The organism is Hymenobacter tibetensis (assembly GCF_022827545.1).
GTDB classification, from domain to species: Bacteria; Bacteroidota; Bacteroidia; order Cytophagales; family Hymenobacteraceae; genus Hymenobacter; species Hymenobacter tibetensis.
Genome location: NZ_CP094669.1, coordinates 21516 through 41168 on the forward strand (window position 1 = coordinate 21516; position 19653 = coordinate 41168).

The window sequence follows — 19653 nt, forward strand, 5'->3', positions numbered from 1 at the left end:
AGCTCGAAGGCCTTTCTGAACTACAAGTGAAGTCAGATACTTGACTAAAGTCCAAAGCGTGAAACCCGATAAGCGGCAACAAGCTGGAAGCATGATAATAGGGAAGAGCAGGGCTTACAATTATTTGGCTACATAGGGATGCAAACAGCAAATGGGCGCTATACATAAAAACGCCCGGCACTGCTGCCGGGCGTTTTTATGTATAGTGTCATCAAGTTTAATGCTGTGTGCTTCTAACTAACCGCTACTTGACTAACAGCGGCTTCAATGCGCTCCGCGGTTTCCTGCGGGCCCAGAATGCTCATGATAGCCATCAGGTCGGGGCCGGCGGCGGCGCCCGTTACAGCCACGCGCAGAGCCTGCAGCACCTGCCCGAGCTTGATGCCTTGCTGTTCCATCACGTGGGTGAGCAGCGCCTTGATACCTTCAGGCGTAGCGTCTGAGGCGGCCGGCAATTCCTGCGCGAAGGCAGTCAGGGCGGTGGCTACTTGGGCGTTCCACTTCTTGATGATTACCTGCTCATCGTAGCTGGTCGGGCGCTGGAAGAAGAGTTGCGCTTCGCGGGCCAGATCGGCGGGGAAAGTGGCCCGCTCTTTCACTAAGCCCGCAATCTGCTCGGCCTTGTCGGCGGGGCAGCTGATGCCTTGCGCCTGCAACGAGTCCAGTAGATACTGGGCGAGTTCCGCGTCAGGCTTGGCCCGTAGGTATTGTTCGTTGTACCAGCGCACTTTATTTTGGTCGAAGCGGGCCGGCGACTTGCTTACTCGGTCGATAGAGAAATGCTCGATCAACTCGTCCATCGTGAACAGCTCCTGCTGCGTACCGGGGTTCCAGCCCAAGAACGCCAGGAAGTTGATGAACGCCTCGGGCAGGTAGCCACTTTCGCGGTAGCCACTGCTCACGGTTGGCTGGCCGTCGGCATCGGTACCGTGGAATTCCAACGGGAATACCGGGAACCCGAGCTTGTCGCCGTCGCGCTTGCTGAGCTTGCCGGTGCCATCAGGCTTGAGCAGCAGGGGCAAGTGAGCAAACTGCGGCATCGTGTCTTCCCACCCTAGGTAGCGGTACAGCAGCACGTGCAACGGTGCCGATGGCAGCCACTCTTCGCCCCGAATAACATGGGTGATTTCCATCAAGTGGTCGTCCACGATGTTGGCTAGGTGGTAGGTCGGCATGCCGTCCGATTTCATCAGCACCTTGTCATCCACAGCCGACGAGTGTACCACCACCCAACCCCGAATAAGGTCGTTGAAACGGATTTCTTCTTTGCGCGGCACTTTCAGGCGGATAACGTAGGGGGCACCACTGTCGAGCAGCTGCTTCACCTCGTCCTCGGGCAACGTAAGCGAGTTGCGCATTTGGGTGCGGGTGATGCTGTTGTACTGCGGATTGGGCACTTTGGCTGCTTGCAAGCGGGCACGCATGGCATCCAAATCCTCGGGCGTATCGAAGGCATAGTAGGCGTGGCCGCTGTCGAGAAGCTGCTGGGCATACTGCCGATACATAGGCTTCCGCTCGCTCTGCCGATACGGTGCGTGGGGGCCACCCTGCTCGATACCCTCATCAATCACGATGCCGCACCAGCGCAACGCGTCCATAATGTATTGCTCGGCGCCCGGTACAAAGCGGTTCTGGTCGGTGTCCTCGATGCGGAGCAGCATTTTGCCGCCCAGCTTGCGGGCTAGCAGGTAGTTATACAGCGCAGTGCGCACGCCACCAATGTGCAGCGGCCCCGTAGGGCTAGGTGCAAAACGCACCCGTACTTCTCTTTCCATAATTCAGTCGGTTCGCAGCGTTACCGGGATGGATAAACGCGCCGCAAAGGTACGATATACTGCGAGTGAACAGAGAAAGCACCCGCAGGGTAAATTCAACTACTTGCTCGTTGTGCAAGGCCCGTGTTTGCCGCTTACAGTACAACTAACCCGTGCTTGGTAAGCAAGCCAGGTAGGCTCTGCATGGCAAACCGGGCTTTCCGCAGCTCGTTCACTTCCGGGTCGAGTGCTACGTCTTGAGCCGTAGCAAAATCGGCGCCATTGAGCTTGGTTGCGTTGAACACGGCATTCAACAGGCTACACTCCTGAAAAACGGCATTAGTTAAATCCGCTTGGGTGAAATCCGTTTCACGCAGGGAGCAGCCGACAAACCGGGTGTTGGGCATAAGTTTGCCTTGAAAAGACGCGTAATCAAGCTGGCATCGGTCGAAGTGGACATCAAACAGCATGTCGCGGCAGGCATGAAACTGCAACCCCAATAACTTACAGCCCTCGAAGGCAACGTTTTGTAGCGCTACATTGCCGAGGCTGGCGCCCGCAAAGTTGCAGTTCTCAAACTGGCACTCCGCAAACCGGCGGCCTGCTAAGTTGGCCTGCGTGAAATCGAAGTTGCTGAAGTAATACTGCTCGAATTCCTGTTGCCCAACCAGATGATTAGGCAAGGCCCGGTCTATTCTGTTTTCAGCAGGAAAAAACGAAGGTTTGGGTAGCGGTTTCGCCGCTTTGCGTGAAGACGAAGGACGCATTTAGTCGCGGTTGCGGAAGCTGAGCCATAATATCAGCCCCAGTAAAGTAATTCCTCCTCGAATAAGCCAGGCAGTGGTTGCGCCCCACTGGTTGATCCAGGTAAGGAGCATAGACTGCATGCCCAAGAAAGGCAGCACCAAGGATAGCAGGCCTATAATCAACAAGCCAAGACCAAGTTCTTTCATGATAAGTGAGGTAGTAGATAGATAGGGGTAGCGAAAACAACAAAAGCCTGCTGTAGGGGCAGCGCGTAGTGTTATAGCACTACCCCTACGGCAGGCATCGGCTACTTCACGGCAATGCAGGATATTTCCACTTGCACATCTTTGGGCAAACGGCTGACTTCTACCGTTTCGCGAGCTGGCGCATAGTCGGCAGGAAAGTAAGTGCCGTATATTTCGTTGATGATGCCGAAGTTGCCAAGGTCTTTCACGAAGATGCTGCACTTCACTACGTCGCGTAGGGTGAAGCCGGCAGCATCTAGCACGGCCTGCAGATTGCGCATGACCTGGTGGGTTTCCTCGGTTACTTCTCCGTTTCCAACAAGCTGCCCGCTCTGAGCATCCAAAGCAATTTGACCGGAGACGTAGATGGTGTTACCTGCTTGTATGGCTTGGCTGTAGGGCCCGATAGGGGCCGGTGCTTGGTCGGAGAATACAACAGTATGGGGCATGCAGTCAGGAAAAGAAAAGTGGAAAGTGTCTGTTTTCAAGCTAAAGTAAGGGGAAATTATGCACTTGCTTGTTGTAGAGGGCACCCATATAGAATCGGAACTGCGGCGCAAATTTGGCGCCCAGCACACCTATGACTTCTGCGCTGCCGATGCGCCTGACCTGCGGACCCGCCTCAGCGCCGCCGACGTTGGCTTCGACCTGCGTGCCTGGCCTGAACTGCACTACGAGCTTCCGCGCCAGCCATTGTTCTACGACACTTCCCGCGCTTCTCTAGCGGCATTATTCCATAAGGAGGAGCCGCCTCTGGGCCCGGTGTTTGGTGTCTGTGCACTGCCCACGCTGCTAGAGAGAGAATTGCTGGAAACCAGCCTTTACCAGCCTGAATATGCGAGTGCTCTATCTCGCATCTGCGCCGCGTTGGGCACGGGCTATCGAACGGTGCAAGACCGTGTAGGGCTGGTTACGCCTCGCCTCGTTTGCGTGCTTATCAATGAGGCTTGCCACGCGCTCCAAGAGGGAGCAGGCACAGTGCAGGAGCTGGACGCACCCATGCAGCACAATCCATACGGGCCTTTCACATGGGCCAATCAGATAGGAATTCCGCTGGTCTATGAAACACTGGAAGCCCTATGGCAGGACACGCACGAGCCGCGCTATAAAGTGTGCGCATTGCTTAAGCAACTGTATCTGCGGGGGCAGCGGTTTGAAGTGTAGGACGAGTGCCCAGCAAAACCCATCAACTAGCACCTACTAGCTTGCACAGCCAAGCACTTAAGCAGGGTTGTAATACAAGCAACAACCAAGCTCCTATCTACTTTCCAACAGGCTCAGGCGCAACCCGAATAGTTTTCTTGCCGAAGAATTCAGCGTAAGCTCGGTTGGCCCAATTTGCTGTGTCAGTTGTGATATCGCTGAACAAAATAGTAAAGGGTGGCTTAAGCAACGGAGGCACTGCGGCATGTAGAACTGGGGTTTGACGCAAATAACGGTAACGAGCACTAAGTTGGGCGTCGTAGTGTGCGGCATTTCCATGCAGCAAGTCGCGGTACGCTAACAGAGAATTATTGGTGCTGAGCCGATAGCCTGGGTTGCTCAGGTGATGATTGTAATCCGTTAGAAACGTGAAAGGAAGCCAAGCCAGCAATGGTAGGTATATGAAGCTGGGAATAGACCAGGTCACGGGAGCTGTTTGCTTGCGTACAAAATAGGATACCCAAGCGTAGGCTGCAAGTAGCCAATTGAGTATAAAACACAGATACAGTATGTTATGCGCGCGCAGCGGTAAAACTTCGCCACTAATCCAAAAAGCAGGATACATACCAATAGCTAGGAAGGCGGGAAGCAGAACGGTCAACACGATTGGCTGCCTCGTTAGCCGATTGATAGGTAGCTCCGGTAACTGAGTTAGTCGAGCAAATAAGGGAACAAGAAGCAGCGTTACGACCACCAACACACCACTGCCTACCCAACTCACAAGACAGTAGGCTGTATACTTGATATCGTTTAAGGTCAACGCAAATCGATCGGGAGGTATTGCCAGGATTTTTAATGAGCGAACTGTATTGCCAGGTGCTAAAAAAGAAACTGCGCATCCCATGCTTATAGCCAAGGCAACCTGCCATTCCGCCCAATGCTGTCGTTTGGCATTTAATAGTGTAAATCCCCATACTGTCACAAGCAAGGGCAATGCTACCGACTCGTTGAAGCTCGGTATCAGAAAAAGTAGTACGGCAACTGCTGTTAGGTAACGGCTGTTACCTTGATGAGTCGTTCGAACATGCATAGCTAGTGACGCTAGAGCTAACAGCAACACTATAGCCGATAGCATATAGTTGAAGCTGCTGGTGAGCCAGTAGAAGCCTTCTGCCATACTGGGTAACTGGTAAGTGAATAGCAGCAGTAGGCTCGCTCCAGCCTGCCACAGCTGGCGAGCAGTCAACCCTGCGCCTAGCAACAACGTGCGCAGTAACAGCACCAAGCAAACTAGCAGCAGCAACAGAAACAGCAAGCACACTAGGCCATAGCCTGCCTTGTCGTTGCCATAGGAAACTGGGTTTAGGAAGCTCTGCGCCAGCAGAGAACTGTAGCGTCCAGTCCAGTTCAGATACATATGCTGCACAAACCCCCAGTGCCCATGCTTATGTACATCATTAGCCGTCAGAAAGTCATCGGCAGAGGGGTGGGCGTACCAGCACAGCACAAAGAACGGTAGGATGCCCAGCCACACAGCCACACTTGCGGCCCGGCGCACAAACGGTTCAAGGCGGGGCAACGGCGCAAACAAATCTGATTTCATCACTAAAAAAAGGGGACAGCGCAAGCAAATACACAAGCAAAAAAATAAGCGCCAGAGTAAACATGGCGCTTATTTCAAGAAAAAATAGGCAGTGATACTTACTCCACCGTCACTGACTTAGCCAGGTTACGGGGCTGGTCTACGTTGCACCCGCGGAGTACAGCTATGTGATAGGAGAGGAGCTGCAATGGCACCACCGAGACTAGTGGCACCAGTACTTCAGAAGTAGCCGGAACCTCAATCACAAATTCTGCCATCTGCGGAATAACATCGTCTCCTTCTGTTACCACCGCAATGATGCGGCCTTTGCGAGCCTTCACCTCTTGAATGTTGCTTACCACCTTCTCATAGGAACTGTCCTTGGTGGCAATGACCACCACCGGCATATTCTCGTCAATGAGAGCAATAGGCCCGTGCTTCATTTCAGCAGCCGGGTAGCCTTCCGCGTGGATGTAGCTGATTTCCTTGAGTTTCAAAGCACCTTCTAAAGCTACAGGGAAGTTGTAGCCTCGGCCTAGATACAGGAAGTTAGGCACATCTTTAAAGGTCTGGGCAATTGCCTCAATTTCGTCGTTGAGTAGCAACGCCTTTTCTACTTTGGCTGGGATACTACCCAGTTCTACCATCAACTCGCGCAGGCGCGTATCGGAAAGCGTACCGCGCTTATGGCCTACAATCATGGCCAATATGGTCAAGACTGTGACCTGAGCCGTGAATGCCTTCGTGCTGGCCACCCCGATTTCAGGACCAGCGTGCGTGTAGGCGCCTGCATCAGTGGCCCGCGCAATGCTGCTGCCTACTACGTTGCAGATACCGAAAATAGTGGCGCCTTTGCTCTTGGCCAGCTCAATGGCAGCAAGCGTATCGGCCGTTTCGCCGCTCTGCGAAATAGCAATTACTATATCCCGCTCCGTAATTACTGGATTCCGATACCGGAACTCGGAAGCGTACTCCACTTCCACTGGAATGCGAGCTAAGTCTTCGAGCAAATACTCGGCTACCAGGCCGGCGTGCCAAGAGGTGCCGCAAGCCACGATAATGATACGTTCGGCATTCATGAATTTCCGCTCGTACGCTCGGATGCCTCCCATGTTCAAGTGGCCTGCTACCAACTCAAGGCGGCCCCGCATAGAGTCGAGGATAGAGCGTGGTTGCTCGAATATCTCCTTGAGCATGAAGTGCTCGTACCCTCCTTTTTCGATGCTGTCAAGCTCCATTTCCAGCTTTTGGATGTACGGAGTTTGGTGAACATCTTCTTTACTACGGATATCCAATTTGCCGTCGCGGATGACAGCAATTTCATAATCGTTCACATACACCACTTCGTTGGTGTACTCGATGATTGGCGTGGCATCAGAAGCAATAAAGAATTCGTCTTTACCAATGCCAATAACCATTGGGGAGCCTTTGCGTGCTGCAATCAACTGGTTCGGCTCTTCGCGGCTAAGCACCACAATAGCGTAGGCTCCCACCACCTCGTGCAGTGCCAACCGTACTGCTTCTTCCAGTGTGCAGCGATTCTGCTTCTGGATTTCTTCGATCAGGTTTACAAAAACCTCTGTGTCGGTGTCGGAATGAAACACATGGCCTTGGTGCTGCAAGTGTTGCTTTAAGGCCGCGTAGTTTTCGATGATGCCATTGTGAATAATAGCAATCCGCTCGGACGTGGAATAGTGGGGGTGAGCGTTGGTATCATTCGGCTCGCCATGGGTGGCCCAGCGGGTGTGGCCCATCCCCACATTGGCATGGGTATCCTTCTCTTGAATGAAGGCTTCAAGCTCGGCAACTTTCCCTTTTTTCTTGTAAACGTTCAAATTACCATTCAGCAACGCCACTCCCGCAGAGTCATATCCGCGGTATTCGAGACGGCGCAGGCCTTTGATAATAATGGGACAAGCTTCCCGGTAGCCGATGTAAGCAACAATTCCGCACATAATAGAGAGGGGACAGCGAAAGAGGGTTTCGTGAAAAATCGATAAGCCGCGGCTCAGGCCAATGCCGTGCCGCGGCTTCCGACGCGAAAATTAATTAAGTGCAAATCTAGCGTAACCTTGAATAGTATACACGCAGCTTGATGTTTTTTCCATCAAGCACCGCCCGGTCTAAGCCCAAAGTCCCCACGCTAGGGAGAGTAGGTGAAAAGAGAAAGGCGTCCGGAACGGGGCCACTTAGCCGGTCATACACATACGCCTGCACATACCCCGTCATCAACATACCATAAGAACGATTAACGTCCGAGATAACCAACGGCGTTGCTTTAGCGGCTTGTCTGTAGTATCCCCCTTCGCCAGTTATACCAGACAAAATCGGATTCAACTGGTTTACGGCGTCGCTCAAAACCAAGCGCTCTACCCGCGTGTTCTGAACAACTCGCCGCAAAGGCTGATTTCTGGCGTTTGCCTCGTACAGATAAACTTCGGCAGGAGTTGCAAACAGCAGATTGGTATACGGCTGTATGGGTACCAACAACTCAGCTCGGTTGATGGCAATAGCCGAACCAGCACCTGACTGAGGCTGAGCTAAATCTTTCAGCTCTTTAAGGCCTGGTATTTCCAGCTTGGTAACGAAGCCGCTACCTGCTTGGGTGTACACCACGTCATTGGACAAGTCGGAGGCTACCGATTGACTTGACCCATCCGCACCTTGCAGGCGAGTGAACGGCCCAGTCGGAGTCGTCTTGATTTCAGTGAAATAGCGTGGCGCATTGGTTTTGCTGCCAAATGCGTTTAGGCTTAGGCTGCCAAACGGAATGCTGTAAGATCCTTTTAGCGTGCCCGTGCCTTTCTTATTGGTGTAATGGTAATAGAACACCGCGCGGGTAACCGCAGTAGTGGTTGGAAAACCTACTACGGCACTAGTGAAATCAGCGGCTGGCTGCACAGACAGTCCTTTCAGAAGGGCATCCAGCTGTACCTGCGTAAAGGTTGTCGCTCTATCAGAGAGGCGGCTGAAAATAGTGCTTGCCAAGGTATTAGCAGAAGTATTGAGCTTCAGTCGCACCGTTTTGTCTGGCAGTCTTACCTTAAACGTGGTAGTGTCGGTAGAGCCGTCACTGGCGTCGTTGCGCTGCCGGATTACTCTGCTGCCATTGAGCCTAGCACTCACGCCGGTGCCCAGCGGATTTGCTAGGTCTACAGCTACCGAGGAGCTGGAATTATAAAGCGCCTGTTCGTCCAGCGAGCCAACCAACGGGTACACGTTGGCCCGGAATGGAGCCGCCGCAGAACCATAAACTGATTCGAACGGCATGACCAGTACCAGCGAATCCAACTGCGGCATTGGCGTAGTACCCGCTACCGCAGAAGGAAGCGTGTCGCCAACAAAAGAGCCAAGTTTTAAATTGAAATACGCATTGGCTGCCGTTGTGCCCAGCACGTTGTCCTGAACTCGTCCTACCAAATACGTAGTGGCTTTCAATGTTTCCAACGAGTCTTGCAACACGGTGGAAGCGGTAACAGGAAAGTCACGATAATCGGTACTAGTGGTGCTAGTACCCGGTAATTCTACGCCTAAGTCGCTGGCTTTTTCGCAGCTTGTTGCTGCCAGGAGCAAGGTGGCAGAAAGCAAAGGAGCCGAAACCAGTCGGCGGGCGCTAATTGGCCAATTCATTATAAAGCGCGTAGTAAGAAGTCAGTAGGTTTTCGTCGGCACCTACTTGCCCGAGTTGCTTGCTGCGCGAATACTCCGTGAACAATACGTTCAGGTTGTCGCTGAAATCTTCATCGGATTTCATAACGGCATCTGCATATTCCATGCCTACTTTGATGAAGCCACCGAAGTCCGCTGTTTTCAGGCAAGCCAGCATGTCATCATCAATGTCCAGCATTTTAGCTTTCTCGATGATGTCACCCTGGAATTTGAAGTCAAACTCGTTGTTGTAGATGGTGAATACCGATTTAGCATCTTTGAAAATCGGGTCCTTCTTGTAGGTCGTTTTCAAATACATTGGAATCAGGCCCGTCATCCAGTCGTTGCAATGAACGATGTCGGGAGCCCAACCTAGCTTTTTCACGGTTTCGAGTACGCCTTTGCAGAAGAAGATAGCCCGCTCGTCGTTGTCGGCGTGGAACTTGTCGTTCTTGTCTACCAGTACCGACTTGCGGTGGAAGTAATCTTCATTGTCGATGAAGTATACTTGCAGCTTGGCATTGGGGATGGACGCCACTTTGATGATGAGAGGTTTTTCATCTTCGCCGACAGCAATGTTGATGCCGGAGAGACGAACCACTTCATGCAGGCGGTTCTTGCGTTCGTTGATGATGCCGAAGCGAGGTACGAAAATTCGAATTTCCATCCCCATTTCCTGCATGCCCTGCGGTAGGCGCCGCAAAAACTCCGCTACTTTGGTAGTCTGCAAAAACGGATCTATTTCCGTTGCCGCGTAGAGGATTCTCAACTTAGAGGAGGACATAGTGGTCGGAAAAGGGTGGTTAGGAAAAGGCAATGCGTTGGGGTGCACAAAATTAAACAAATTTGGGCGAAAATTCAACCAAACTCGCTTGAACCCCCTTCAAGCCGGCTCAACACCCCTATGGAGATACTGTACACGGCCGCTGCGTTGCAAGCGCACGCCGAAAATTGCCGGCAAGCCGGTCAACGCATTGCTTTGGTGCCTACCATGGGGGCGCTGCATGAGGGCCACTTACAGTTGGTGCGCGCCGCCGCTGCCGTCTCTGACGTGGTGATAGTGAGCATCTTCGTTAACCCAACCCAGTTCAACAACGCCGAAGACTTCCAGCTCTACCCGCGGCTGCCCAAGGCCGACACTGTTCTGCTTGAGCCAGCAGGCTGCACAGCCGTTTTTCTGCCCTCAGTAGAGGAAATGTATCCGCAACCAACCGTGATGCATTTCGATTTTGGGGCGCTGGAGCGTGTCATGGAAGGAGCGCACCGACCGGGCCACTTCAATGGAGTAGCAACGGTGGTCAGCAAATTATTTCATCTGAGCCGGCCACACCAAGCGTACTTCGGGCAGAAGGATTGGCAACAGGTAACTATTGTGCGGCAGTTGGTGGCTGATTTGTCATTCGACGTGGAGTTGGTGTCCTTCCCAACGGTACGGGAAGCCGACGGCTTGGCCATGTCGTCGCGGAACCGGCGGCTTTCAGGTGAAGCACGTACGGTAGCGCCGCGCCTATATGAGGCCTTAACGCTGGCCGCTACCCTCGTGCTAGCCCAGCAAGAGTCTCCAGCGGCAGTGCGTCAGGCAGCTGTAGCGCATATCGAAGGCGAACCGGCATTCCAGTTGGAATACTTTGAGGTGGCTGATGCCCATACTTTGCAGCCGCTCAATGCGTGGGAAGCTGGGCAGCAGGTGGTCATATGCTTGGCTGCATTTTTAGGTGGTATTCGGCTGATTGATAACGTAGTATTATCCGTGCCGAAGTAGCCAGACAACCGTTCAGTCTATGTGGGCGAGTGTGCTGCTGGCGGTTTGGTCGGCTGACTCGAATAGTCCTTCGTATCTTTACGGCCATATTTCAATCCGCCTTTTCTCCAATGCATATCGAGGTTCTGAAGTCCAAGATTCACCGTGCTAAAGTCACGCAAGCCGAGCTACATTACGTAGGCAGCATCACTATTGATGAGGACCTGCTCGATGCCGCTAATATGGTGGAGAACGAGAAAGTGACAATCGTTAACGTGAATAATGGGGAGCGTTTTGAAACGTATACCATTCGTGGGGAGAGGGGCTCTGGTATGATTTGCCTGAATGGTCCGGCGGCCCGCCGGGTGGCAGTAGGCGATATTGTCATCATCTTTTCTTACGCGCTTATTGACTTTGCCGAGGCGCGTGCACACCAGCCCACACTGGTATTTCCTGACCAGCACAACCGGTTAGCGTAGCTTGAAATTTGGTTTCGTAGTTGTTGTAGTCTAATTTTCACCTATTCAGGAATTAATTGGATCTAAACAGCTAATTGTAACTATAACGACCGTTTGTGAAGCAACTCCTTAATGTCTTGAAATATACCCTGCTGCTGTCAGTATCAGGGCTATTGATGTGGTATGCCGTACGCGGGCAGGACTTGAGTAGAATTGGGCAGTACGTGCGAGGTGCCAACTACTGGTGGTTGGCTATTACCATGGTGCTATCGGTATTGGGCTACTTCAGCCGTGCCTACCGATGGAAGATGCAGCTGGACCCCACCGTAACGGGCGAAAAACCCGCGTTTTGGCACGTATACCACGCCATGATGGTGGGGTACCTGGCCAATATGGTGCTGCCCGGTCGGGTAGGGGAAGTGGTGCGTTGCACCTTGCTGCAGCGGACCAGCAAAGTGCCGGTTCAGGTATCGTTAGGAACGGTTATTACCGAGCGCATCATTGATGTGCTCATGCTCCTGACGTTGCTCGGTACGGTGCTGCTACTAGATTTCAAGACCTTCTGGAACTTTGCCAATGAGTACCTGTTGCAAGGCAAAGCCGATGCGCTAGCCCGCAACCGCAACGTTTTGGTGGCGGCTGGCGTGGCAACCGTGTTGGTTGTGATACTTTTCATGTATCTGCTGTGGCGTAATCTGGAGAAGCTCAAGCAAAATGCAGCTTTCAACAAGCTAATGAGCTTTGTTAAAGGTTTACTGGCCGGAGTGTTCAGCATTGTGAAGCTCGAGAACAAAGGAGCTTTCCTGCTGCACACGCTTTTCACTTGGCTAGTTTATTACCTGATGGACTACCTCGCCTTCTTTGCCTTCCCCGAAACCTACAACCTTGATATGCGCGCTGGCCTAGCAGTGCTGACCTTTGGGGCCTTCGGAATGGCGGCGCCGGTGCAGGGAGGTATAGGCGTGTTTCACTTGTTGGTACAAAGCACACTGCTTGTATATGGTATCAGCCGGGAAGGTGGTATTGCGTACGCTCTGGTAGTGCACGGTGCTCAAACGCTGTTGGTGGTGCTCATGGGAGGCATTAGCTTCCTGATGAGCATGGTAGATACTGGCCGCAAAGGCCGCGTAGGTTTTAATCCCATTAACGTTACCGTTCCCGCCGATGCAGTGGAGTAAAGACAAGATTATGAGCCGTCCGGCTCTGGTGGCCGCTGTTGCGGAGTGGAAAGCACAAGGCCGCAAGGTGGTATTCACCAATGGCTGCTTCGACCTGTTGCACCTTGGCCACGTCGATTACCTGGAGAAGGCCCGACACTTGGGCGATGTACTGGTGGTAGGCGTTAATACCGATGCTTCTGTCAGCTGTCTTAAGCCCGGCCGGCCCCTTCAGGACGAAGTGTCACGAACTCGCATTATGGCCTCTCTTTTGTTTGTGGATGCCGTGGTGCTCTTCGACGAGCAGACGCCGCTGGCGCTGATTGAGGCAATTGTACCCGACATCCTGGTGAAGGGCGACGATTACAATATCAGTGGAATTGTGGGCCATGAATTGGTGTTACAGAACGGTGGGCAGGTCCTGACCGTACCACTAGTGGCCGGCTACAGCACGACGCGCATCGTCGAGCGTATCCGACAGAGTTTCTAGTTGCTTGTTTTGGGTTTGCTAGTTGTCGGTTGATCAGCCGGAAACCACCCAAACAACAGCTAGCAACTCGAACCCAGTAACCTGAAATTTCTGAACCGATGTATTACAACTCGAGTCCTATTTACTTTATCGTCATTCTGGCGATGCTGGCTAGCTGGTTCATTCAGTGGCGCCTGCGCAGTAAGTTCACCAAGTACTCCCAAATTGGGTTGCAGTCCAACCTGTCGGGCAAGCAGATTGCCGAGCTTATGCTGGCCGACCACGGTATCACCGACGTGCGCGTGATTAGCACGGAAGGCCGCCTGACCGACCACTACAACCCAGCCGATAAAACGGTAAACCTAAGCGAGGAAGTGTATGCCGAGCGGAGCGCTTCGGCGGCGGCTGTAGCTGCCCACGAATGCGGCCACGCAGTGCAACATGCCACTGCCTACTCGGCCCTGCAATTTCGTTCGGCTATGGTGCCAGCGTTGAGTAACGTGTCGCGCTTTATGCCCTGGATTCTGCTAGCGGGTGTGCTGATGATCAAGACGACGCTGATTCCCTTGGGCGTAGGTATCGTGCTGTTCTCGCTGACTACTATCTTCTCGTTCGTGACCTTGCCAGTGGAGTTTGATGCCTCCAACCGGGCACTGGCTTGGATTGATAAGCGGGGGATTGTGACCCCACAAGAACACGCTATGGCCAAAGATGCTCTCTGGTGGGCCGCTATGACCTACGTAGTAGCCGCTATTAGTTCCTTAGCTACGCTGCTATACTACGTCAGTATCTTTATGGGCGGCCGCGACCGTCGCTAGAGTGCGCCGTGCAGAATACGGATGTCCTTGTGATTGAATAGCTCAACAAGCCGCCGCTTTACATCGTGAAGTGGCGGCTTTGTTTATTGAGCAAAATAATGTGCTAGTAAAACTCTAAAGGCGCATAACGGCTTTGCAGAGTAGATGCCACGCCAAGTCAATCTGAATAAAGAAATACCTCCCACCGTTTTGTGCTGTATGCAGCGTAAATTAGTGGCAAAACTCCCACAATTATCTCTCACCTCAGGCCTTCTGGCCATCCCCATCCCATGCTGACCACCACCCAATCGTCTATTTTTCAACTTACTGAAGAGCAACTTGCCGTGCAAGCGGCCGCCCGCGACTTTGCTCAGTCTGAACTTTGGGACGGCGTAATTGAGCGCGACGAACACCAGAAGTTTCCCGCTGCCCAAATCAAGAAGATGGGGGAGCTAGGCTTCATGGGCATGATGGTGAGCCCGGAGTACGGCGGCGGCGGCATGGACACCGTGAGCTATGTATTAGCCATGGAGGAAATATCGAAAGTAGATGCTTCGTGCTCCGTTATTATGTCGGTTAACAACTCCTTGGTGTGTTGGGGGCTAGAAAAATACGGTACCGAAGAGCAGAAGCAGAAATACTTGCCGCGCTTGTGCAATGGCGAAATCATTGGGGCCTTTGCCTTGTCGGAGCCCGAGGCTGGTTCTGACGCCACCAGCCAGCGTACCACTGCCGAAGACAAAGGTGACTACTACCTGCTGAACGGCACCAAGAACTGGATTACTAATGGCACCACGGCTTCAGTGTATCTGGTTATTGCGCAAACCAACCCGGAGTTGAAGCACCGCGGTATCAACGTGCTGATTGTAGACAAAGACTCGCCGGGTTTCGTGACAGGCCCTAAGGAGAACAAGCTTGGCATCCGTGGCTCCGATACGTGCTCGTTGATGTTCAACGACGTGAAAGTGCCCAAGGAAAACCGCATTGGAGAAGACGGCTTCGGCTTCAAGTTCGCTATGCAGGTGCTGGCCGGCGGCCGGATTGGCATTGCCGCGCAGGCCTTGGGTATTGCTTCAGGTGCTTACGAACTATCGTTGAAGTACGCCAAGGAGCGTAAGGCGTTCGGGGTGCCCATCTCGCAGCACCAGGCTATTCAATTCAAGTTGGCAGACATGGCAACCAATATTGATGCCGCTCGCTTACTGTGCTTGCAGGCTGCTTTCGATAAGGATGCCCACCAAGATTATGCTAAGTCTGGGGCAATGGCTAAGCTGTTTGCGTCCAAAGTAGCTATGGATACAGCTGTAGAAGCAGTGCAAGTGCACGGGGGCTATGGATTTGTAAAAGAGTACCATGTGGAGCGCATGATGCGCGACGCAAAAATCACGCAGATCTACGAAGGAACTTCTGAAATCCAGAAAATTGTAATCTCGCGGGAAATATTAAAATAACGGCGAATAGTTTAAAAGTGAGAATTGTTGCACAAAACCCAGCTATTATTTAGCTGGGTTTTCGTTTTTGTGAATTTTTATATCTTATTTTGCATTACATTAGCCCGGCCGACCCGTGTACCAGGATAATCATAGAACACAACCACCCATAGAAGATGGAAGATTATAATAAAGTGATAGAGTCGCTAGGTGTGCGATACATCAAAGCGAAAAACTTGGTGTTGCAGCAGCCCTTCACGGTGCGCAACAACTATGATGTTGGCAACAATCTAATCTTGTTGCACAAGGGACGTATTACCTTTGGTGATGAGGAGCAGGTAGTGGAGGAAGGCGAAATGCTCTTCATTCCTGGTGGTCGCGCTACCAAGGTGAACTACGGCGAGTCGGCGGGAAAGGTCATCACCAACGATGACATGATCAGCAACAAAGACAAGTTCTTCCACTCCAACACCGACCTGGATTTGATCGGGGATGCCGAAGAAAGTCACTCGTTTGTGAGCTTCGAGGCCAAGGTGTTCGACTCTGTGAACTTCTTCTCGTCGCTGGACGTGCCGGCGTTCTTGATTTCCAACAACTCAAAGCTGGCTAACCTCATCATTAAGGTAGTAGAGGAAAGCTTGCAGGAGTTGCCCGGCCGGGAGCGTCTTATCACCATCTACACCGAGAACATTGTGGTGGAGATTGTGCGCTATATCCTGAAGAACAAGATGTTCGTGGAGCAGCTAGCTACTAACAGCACTTACTTCAAGGACCCACGCCTCATTGACTTGTTCAACTACATCAAGGAGAACATTGGTGGCGACCTGTCCAACAAAGTTCTGAGCAACGTAGCCAACGTGAGCGAGGACTATGTAGGCCAGTACTTCAAAATGCTGACCGGTATCAACCCGCAGGACTACATCGAGTACCAGCGTATGGAGCGTGCTGTATTCTTGCTGCGTACCACCAAGAAGAGCATCCGCGACATCGGCAAAGAAGTGGGTTACAAAGACACGGCATACTTCTGCCGCCGCTTCAAGATGATGTTTGGTATTCCAGCCGGCAAAATGCGCCGTCGGGAATCTGCTATGAACATCTAGTGTAACCTAGATTCAAGCTTGTACCGCAGGGTTTCAAACGCAAAGGCCCCGCGTTGCTTCGGCAGCGCGGGGCCTTGTTGTGTCTGGCGTAAGGCGAATTGTTGCGCATGGTGGGTTAAGCCACATCCACGTTGTTGAAGCTTTGCACCACTTGCGATACGTGTTCTAAAAACCCTGGCTCTTTCTCTATGTGGTTGCCTACCACAATAACGTCGGCCCCAGCAGAAAGAGCCGCGTGGGCTTTATCAACCGTGTTAATGCCACCACCAACAATCAGGGGCAACTCCACGGCTTGGCGCACAGCCTGAACCATAGCCGACGACACGGGGTAAAGCGCACCACTACCACCATCGAGGTAAATCAAACGCAGACCGAGTAGCTCACCTGCCATAGCGGTGCAGGCCGCAATAGTGGGCTTGTCGTAGGGCAGAGGAGTGGTGCCGCTCATGTAGCTAGCAGTGGTTTGCCTGCCCGTGTCAACGAGCATGTAGCCGGTGGGTAATACCTGCAAATTGCTCTGGCGCAACAAAGGCGCCGCAAGTACATGTTGCCCAATCAAGAACTCTGGGTTGCGTCCCGAAATCAAGGAAAGCAGCAGAATACCATCGGCTTGCGCATCGAGGTGCAAACTGTGGCTTGGAAAAAGCAAAACGGGTACGGCTGATTGGCTCTTCAATAAACGAATGAGGGCAGCCTGGTGAGAACTCATCACCAAACTGCCACCCACAAAAAAGTAATCAACGGTATGTTGTGTACTTAGCTCTAAAATCCGCTGACAGCTAGTTTCATCCAGATTATCAGGGTCAAGGAGCACAGCCAACGACTTGTGGCCGAGCTTATAGCGTTTAGTTAGAGCGTCATAGAGGCTGGTGAGGCGCATTCGCGTCGTCATCGTGAAAGGTAAAGTCGATGTCCCGGGTTTCCGGCTCCCGAGTAGGAGTGTCCGCAAGGTCGGGATTTTTGAACATCGGCAGATACTCTCCCATTTTTTTAGCTACCACTGCCATCAGCACGGCCGTTGCTTGTGCCACCAGCATCTTGCCCGTATCCGACTGCAAGAACGAGCGGAAAGTATCGGCTACAATAGAAGAAGCGCCTTCTGAGTGGTCGTCCTCCTCGTAATAATGCGGCCGCGAGTGTACCGCTGGTATAGAACGAGGGGAGTCGAACTCCAGGGGCCGAAATGGGTCGGAATCAAGGTCAGCTGTTTCCGTGTGGTAGACATCTGGGGCAATGTGAGCACGTTCCGAGGCAGGTGCTTGGTGGCCCCGGTCGGCATGGTGGCCTCTGCTACCAAAGCCTAAGTCGTCGTTAACTGCTAGATCAGCGCCAGGAGCACCTTTGCGCAGCGCGCGGGCCGAGCGTTGGGTGCGCGGGCCGCTGCTTAGCTCACGCTCATGCTTGGGCTTATATTTCTTGTATTTCTTGGGGCCACTAAACACCTTGGAAATCAGCCAGACTCCACTTAATACACCCGCGCCAATAGCAACGTACTTGCTTATTTGCTGGGTCTTTACTTTAATTTCTTCTACCTCACCCATGAGGGCGCGTTCGTATTCCAGCTTCTGGCGTTCCAGAAACTCTTTCTCGTCTTCAAACAAGGGGTTGGTTGGTTCGGCCATGTTGAGTTAGGCTTGACGTTTGTCGGATTTGTAAATCGTGTTGTTGAGCAACTTGTCGGCCAAGCCTTGGAACAGCTTTTTATCGACGCCCACCACAAAAATGATGAGTAGCACCAGATAGAAAGCTGCTACAATACCAAAGCCCCAAAAGGGACTGTCCAGTACATCGTTGAGCAACAAGGCTACAAACAAATTCAAGAAGATGAAAAACAGCAGGCCGATAGCCGCCAGCGATACGCCGTGGACTGTGCCTACAAAAGCCGATTTCACCTTTTCCTGCGTTTCCAACCGCACCAAATCAATGCGCGTATCGAGGTAGCCTTTCAGGTTGCCGATGATGTTATCGGTGCGTGGCGTTTTAGTTGAGTCGTCTTCGTCGTTGAAAAGGCTCATATGAAGGAGAAGATTTGCGGAAAATCATGTTACCAAAGCAGGTCCTGAAAACAGCGGCCATAACCAAGTTTTCAGATAGCACATTCATACGGGAAAGGCGGCTTCTTGTCTGAATTCTGCCGTACTTTTACCTACTACCATCATCCCTTGAGTCAGAATCACTACCACGTACTCGGGGTTTCGGCTACCGCCGCTGCCCACGATATAAAGCTAGCCTACAAGCGGTTAGCCGTGCAGCTGCACCCTGATAAGCACGGCGGCAACCCTATATATGAGGAGCGGTTTAAGGCAGTGGCGGTGGCCTATCAGATCTTAAACGACCCCGCTCGCCGCGCCGCTTATGACCAGCAACTACGGCAAATAGAGCAACGCGCAGCCGAAGCGCGTCGGCAACAAGAGTACCGAGTGCAGGGCCAGCATGTGTACGGAGTGCCCATGCCCCCGCCCGCCCCGCTGCGCACCCGGCCGCCTGCTGGCTCAGCGGAAAGGCACTACCGCTCCATCCCGAAACAACGCAAGTTTACGCGCCGCGACTACGTGCTTACGTTTAGCGTAATGGCGGGCATCCTCTTCTTTTTCCTGCTGGTAAAACTGGTCATGGACCACGTAACGGCCGTGAGCAATTATGAAGATGGGTTGGCCGCCTACAAGAACCGCAAGTGGGAAACCGCCATTGGCTACTTCACAGAAGCGCTGCACTTCAAGCCAGAATATAAAGAAGCGCTAAAAAGGAGAGCTGAAATCGAGCAGCTCGTAAACCACAACTACCGCAGTGCCAGTGCCGACTATACTGCCGCGTTGCGCGAAACCAGCCGGCGCACCGAGAAAGCAACGCTGCTGTACCGGTTGGCGCAGTGCCAAGTGCAGCTGGGCCAGGTAGCAAGCGCTGAGCGTAATCTAACCCAAGCCCTGACGCTGGATTCGTTGCAAACCGGCGCGTGGCTGGCTCGGGGCGAGGTGCGGCTATTCGAGCAACGGCGCTTTCCCGGCGCTGTACGTGACTTCACCACAGGGTTGCGTTTGCGGTCCATGATGGGCCGCTCGGTACCGGTGAAATATCTCACGTACCGTGGGTTGGCGTATTATAAGATGCAGGACCTGACTCTAGCTCGTCAAGACTACCGGCAAGTGCTGGAAACGAACCCCAGCAACGGGCAGGTCCATTTCCTGTTAGGACGAGTGGCGCAGCAAGAAGGAAACGACCCCGCGGCCTGCGAGTTCTTCCGCCGAGCCGTCCTGCTGGGATACTTGTACGCCGATGAAGCCCGCCAGCAAAATTGCCCCTAGGCAGTTCTACACTCTTAGGGCAAGGATTTCCTGTACAACCGCAAGCAGCCAGCGTAGGAGCAACAAAATAAAAGCGCTTT

General features: G+C 52.8%; 20 protein-coding genes. 9 read left to right on the plus strand and 11 right to left on the minus strand.

What is annotated here, in order from left to right; translation table 11 throughout:
- Positions 1-233: 233 nt before the first annotated feature.
- The 4 genes from gltX to MTX78_RS00115 form a co-directional block, all read right to left on the minus strand.
- Positions 234-1775 (minus strand): glutamate--tRNA ligase, encoded by a 1542-nt coding sequence (gltX, locus tag MTX78_RS00100; RefSeq protein WP_243798791.1) that lies wholly within the window; start codon positions 1773-1775, stop codon positions 234-236.
- Positions 1776-1909: 134 nt separating this feature from the next.
- The gene (locus tag MTX78_RS00105; RefSeq protein ID WP_243798792.1) at positions 1910-2521 is read right to left on the minus strand and encodes a pentapeptide repeat-containing protein; all 612 of its coding nucleotides are present in this window, start codon (positions 2519-2521) and stop codon (positions 1910-1912) included.
- Positions 2522-2707, minus strand: coding sequence for a hypothetical protein (locus MTX78_RS00110; RefSeq protein WP_243798794.1), 186 nt, complete (start codon positions 2705-2707; stop codon positions 2522-2524).
- 101 nt (positions 2708-2808) lie between these two features.
- Positions 2809-3195 carry a RidA family protein gene (locus MTX78_RS00115; protein WP_243798796.1) on the minus strand — a complete coding sequence of 129 codons (387 nt, stop codon included), beginning with the start codon at positions 3193-3195 and terminating at the stop codon, positions 2809-2811.
- A gap of 58 nt (positions 3196-3253) precedes the next feature.
- Between MTX78_RS00115 and MTX78_RS00120 the strand changes: the two genes are divergently transcribed.
- Entirely contained in the window at positions 3254-3910 is a 657-nt protein-coding gene (locus tag MTX78_RS00120; RefSeq protein ID WP_243798798.1) for a 3-hydroxyacyl-CoA dehydrogenase family protein, read from the plus strand.
- A gap of 97 nt (positions 3911-4007) precedes the next feature.
- Here the strand turns inward: MTX78_RS00120 and MTX78_RS00125 are convergent, their stop codons facing one another.
- From MTX78_RS00125 to MTX78_RS00140, 4 genes are all read right to left on the minus strand, one after another.
- Complete coding sequence (locus MTX78_RS00125; RefSeq protein WP_243798800.1) at positions 4008-5396, minus strand: DUF6056 family protein; 1389 nt, start codon at positions 5394-5396, stop codon at positions 4008-4010.
- Positions 5397-5590: 194 nt separating this feature from the next.
- The gene (glmS, locus tag MTX78_RS00130; RefSeq protein WP_243798802.1) at positions 5591-7426 is read right to left on the minus strand and encodes a glutamine--fructose-6-phosphate transaminase (isomerizing); all 1836 of its coding nucleotides are present in this window, start codon (positions 7424-7426) and stop codon (positions 5591-5593) included.
- Between the two features lie 106 nt (positions 7427-7532).
- Positions 7533-9101, minus strand: a complete 1569-nt coding sequence (locus tag MTX78_RS00135) for a DUF4270 family protein (protein WP_243798804.1) — start codon at positions 9099-9101, stop codon at positions 7533-7535.
- Complete coding sequence (locus MTX78_RS00140) at positions 9085-9903, minus strand: glycogen/starch synthase (RefSeq protein WP_243798805.1); 819 nt, start codon at positions 9901-9903, stop codon at positions 9085-9087. Before MTX78_RS00140 ends, MTX78_RS00135 begins: the two co-directional genes overlap by 17 nt.
- Before the next feature lie 120 nt (positions 9904-10023).
- On the opposite strand from MTX78_RS00140, the gene panC reads away from it, so the two are divergent.
- The 7 genes from panC (at position 10024) to MTX78_RS00175 (ending at position 16271) form a co-directional block, all read left to right on the plus strand.
- On the plus strand, positions 10024-10881 hold the full coding sequence (panC, locus tag MTX78_RS00145) for a pantoate--beta-alanine ligase (protein WP_243798807.1): 858 nt from the start codon (positions 10024-10026) through the stop codon (positions 10879-10881).
- 110 nt (positions 10882-10991) lie between these two features.
- The gene (gene panD / locus MTX78_RS00150; RefSeq protein ID WP_243798809.1) at positions 10992-11339 is read left to right on the plus strand and encodes an aspartate 1-decarboxylase; all 348 of its coding nucleotides are present in this window, start codon (positions 10992-10994) and stop codon (positions 11337-11339) included.
- 116 nt (positions 11340-11455) lie between these two features.
- Positions 11456-12496: a lysylphosphatidylglycerol synthase transmembrane domain-containing protein gene (locus tag MTX78_RS00155; protein ID WP_243798810.1), complete on the plus strand. Its 1041-nt coding sequence runs from the start codon at positions 11456-11458 to the stop codon at positions 12494-12496.
- Entirely contained in the window at positions 12483-12965 is a 483-nt protein-coding gene (rfaE2, locus tag MTX78_RS00160) for a D-glycero-beta-D-manno-heptose 1-phosphate adenylyltransferase (protein ID WP_243798812.1), read from the plus strand. The genes MTX78_RS00155 and rfaE2 overlap by 14 nt, the downstream gene beginning before the upstream one ends.
- A 98-nt stretch (positions 12966-13063) precedes the next feature.
- Entirely contained in the window at positions 13064-13762 is a 699-nt protein-coding gene (locus MTX78_RS00165) for a zinc metallopeptidase (protein ID WP_243798813.1), read from the plus strand.
- Positions 13763-14031: 269 nt separating this feature from the next.
- Complete coding sequence (locus MTX78_RS00170; protein ID WP_243798815.1) at positions 14032-15192, plus strand: acyl-CoA dehydrogenase; 1161 nt, start codon at positions 14032-14034, stop codon at positions 15190-15192.
- A gap of 155 nt (positions 15193-15347) precedes the next feature.
- Positions 15348-16271 carry a helix-turn-helix domain-containing protein gene (locus MTX78_RS00175; RefSeq protein ID WP_243798817.1) on the plus strand — a complete coding sequence of 308 codons (924 nt, stop codon included), beginning with the start codon at positions 15348-15350 and terminating at the stop codon, positions 16269-16271.
- Between the two features lie 115 nt (positions 16272-16386).
- Here MTX78_RS00175 and MTX78_RS00180 read toward each other — a convergent pair whose 3' ends face one another.
- The 3 genes from MTX78_RS00180 to MTX78_RS00190 are packed head-to-tail and all read right to left on the minus strand — an operon-like array spanning position 16387 to position 18286.
- Positions 16387-17163: a geranylgeranylglyceryl/heptaprenylglyceryl phosphate synthase gene (locus MTX78_RS00180; protein ID WP_243798819.1), complete on the minus strand. Its 777-nt coding sequence runs from the start codon at positions 17161-17163 to the stop codon at positions 16387-16389.
- The gene (locus MTX78_RS00185) at positions 17129-17893 is read right to left on the minus strand and encodes a hypothetical protein (RefSeq protein ID WP_243798821.1); all 765 of its coding nucleotides are present in this window, start codon (positions 17891-17893) and stop codon (positions 17129-17131) included. Before MTX78_RS00185 ends, MTX78_RS00180 begins: the two co-directional genes overlap by 35 nt.
- 6 nt (positions 17894-17899) lie before the next feature.
- On the minus strand, positions 17900-18286 hold the full coding sequence (locus tag MTX78_RS00190; protein WP_243798822.1) for a phage holin family protein: 387 nt from the start codon (positions 18284-18286) through the stop codon (positions 17900-17902).
- A gap of 147 nt (positions 18287-18433) precedes the next feature.
- On the opposite strand from MTX78_RS00190, the gene MTX78_RS00195 reads away from it, so the two are divergent.
- Positions 18434-19573, plus strand: a complete 1140-nt coding sequence (locus MTX78_RS00195) for a J domain-containing protein (protein WP_243798823.1) — start codon at positions 18434-18436, stop codon at positions 19571-19573.
- The last annotated feature ends 80 nt before the right edge of the window (positions 19574-19653 follow it).

Coding starts and splice junctions, on each gene's coding strand:
- gltX (WP_243798791.1), bottom strand. CDS start 1,775: ATGGAAAGAGAAGTACGGGTGCGTTTTGCACCTAGCCCTACGGGGCCG.
- MTX78_RS00105 (WP_243798792.1), bottom strand. CDS start 2,521: ATGCGTCCTTCGTCTTCACGCAAAGCGGCGAAACCGCTACCCAAACCT.
- MTX78_RS00110 (WP_243798794.1), bottom strand. CDS start 2,707: ATGAAAGAACTTGGTCTTGGCTTGTTGATTATAGGCCTGCTATCCTTG.
- MTX78_RS00115 (WP_243798796.1), bottom strand. CDS start 3,195: ATGCCCCATACTGTTGTATTCTCCGACCAAGCACCGGCCCCTATCGGG.
- MTX78_RS00120 (WP_243798798.1), top strand. CDS start 3,254: ATGCACTTGCTTGTTGTAGAGGGCACCCATATAGAATCGGAACTGCGG.
- glmS (WP_243798802.1), bottom strand. CDS start 7,426: ATGTGCGGAATTGTTGCTTACATCGGCTACCGGGAAGCTTGTCCCATT.
- MTX78_RS00135 (WP_243798804.1), bottom strand. CDS start 9,101: ATGAATTGGCCAATTAGCGCCCGCCGACTGGTTTCGGCTCCTTTGCTT.
- MTX78_RS00140 (WP_243798805.1), bottom strand. CDS start 9,903: ATGTCCTCCTCTAAGTTGAGAATCCTCTACGCGGCAACGGAAATAGAT.
- panC (WP_243798807.1), top strand. CDS start 10,024: ATGGAGATACTGTACACGGCCGCTGCGTTGCAAGCGCACGCCGAAAAT.
- panD (WP_243798809.1), top strand. CDS start 10,992: ATGCATATCGAGGTTCTGAAGTCCAAGATTCACCGTGCTAAAGTCACG.
- rfaE2 (WP_243798812.1), top strand. CDS start 12,483: ATGCAGTGGAGTAAAGACAAGATTATGAGCCGTCCGGCTCTGGTGGCC.
- MTX78_RS00165 (WP_243798813.1), top strand. CDS start 13,064: ATGTATTACAACTCGAGTCCTATTTACTTTATCGTCATTCTGGCGATG.
- MTX78_RS00170 (WP_243798815.1), top strand. CDS start 14,032: ATGCTGACCACCACCCAATCGTCTATTTTTCAACTTACTGAAGAGCAA.
- MTX78_RS00175 (WP_243798817.1), top strand. CDS start 15,348: ATGGAAGATTATAATAAAGTGATAGAGTCGCTAGGTGTGCGATACATC.
- MTX78_RS00180 (WP_243798819.1), bottom strand. CDS start 17,163: ATGACGACGCGAATGCGCCTCACCAGCCTCTATGACGCTCTAACTAAA.
- MTX78_RS00185 (WP_243798821.1), bottom strand. CDS start 17,893: ATGGCCGAACCAACCAACCCCTTGTTTGAAGACGAGAAAGAGTTTCTG.
- MTX78_RS00190 (WP_243798822.1), bottom strand. CDS start 18,286: ATGAGCCTTTTCAACGACGAAGACGACTCAACTAAAACGCCACGCACC.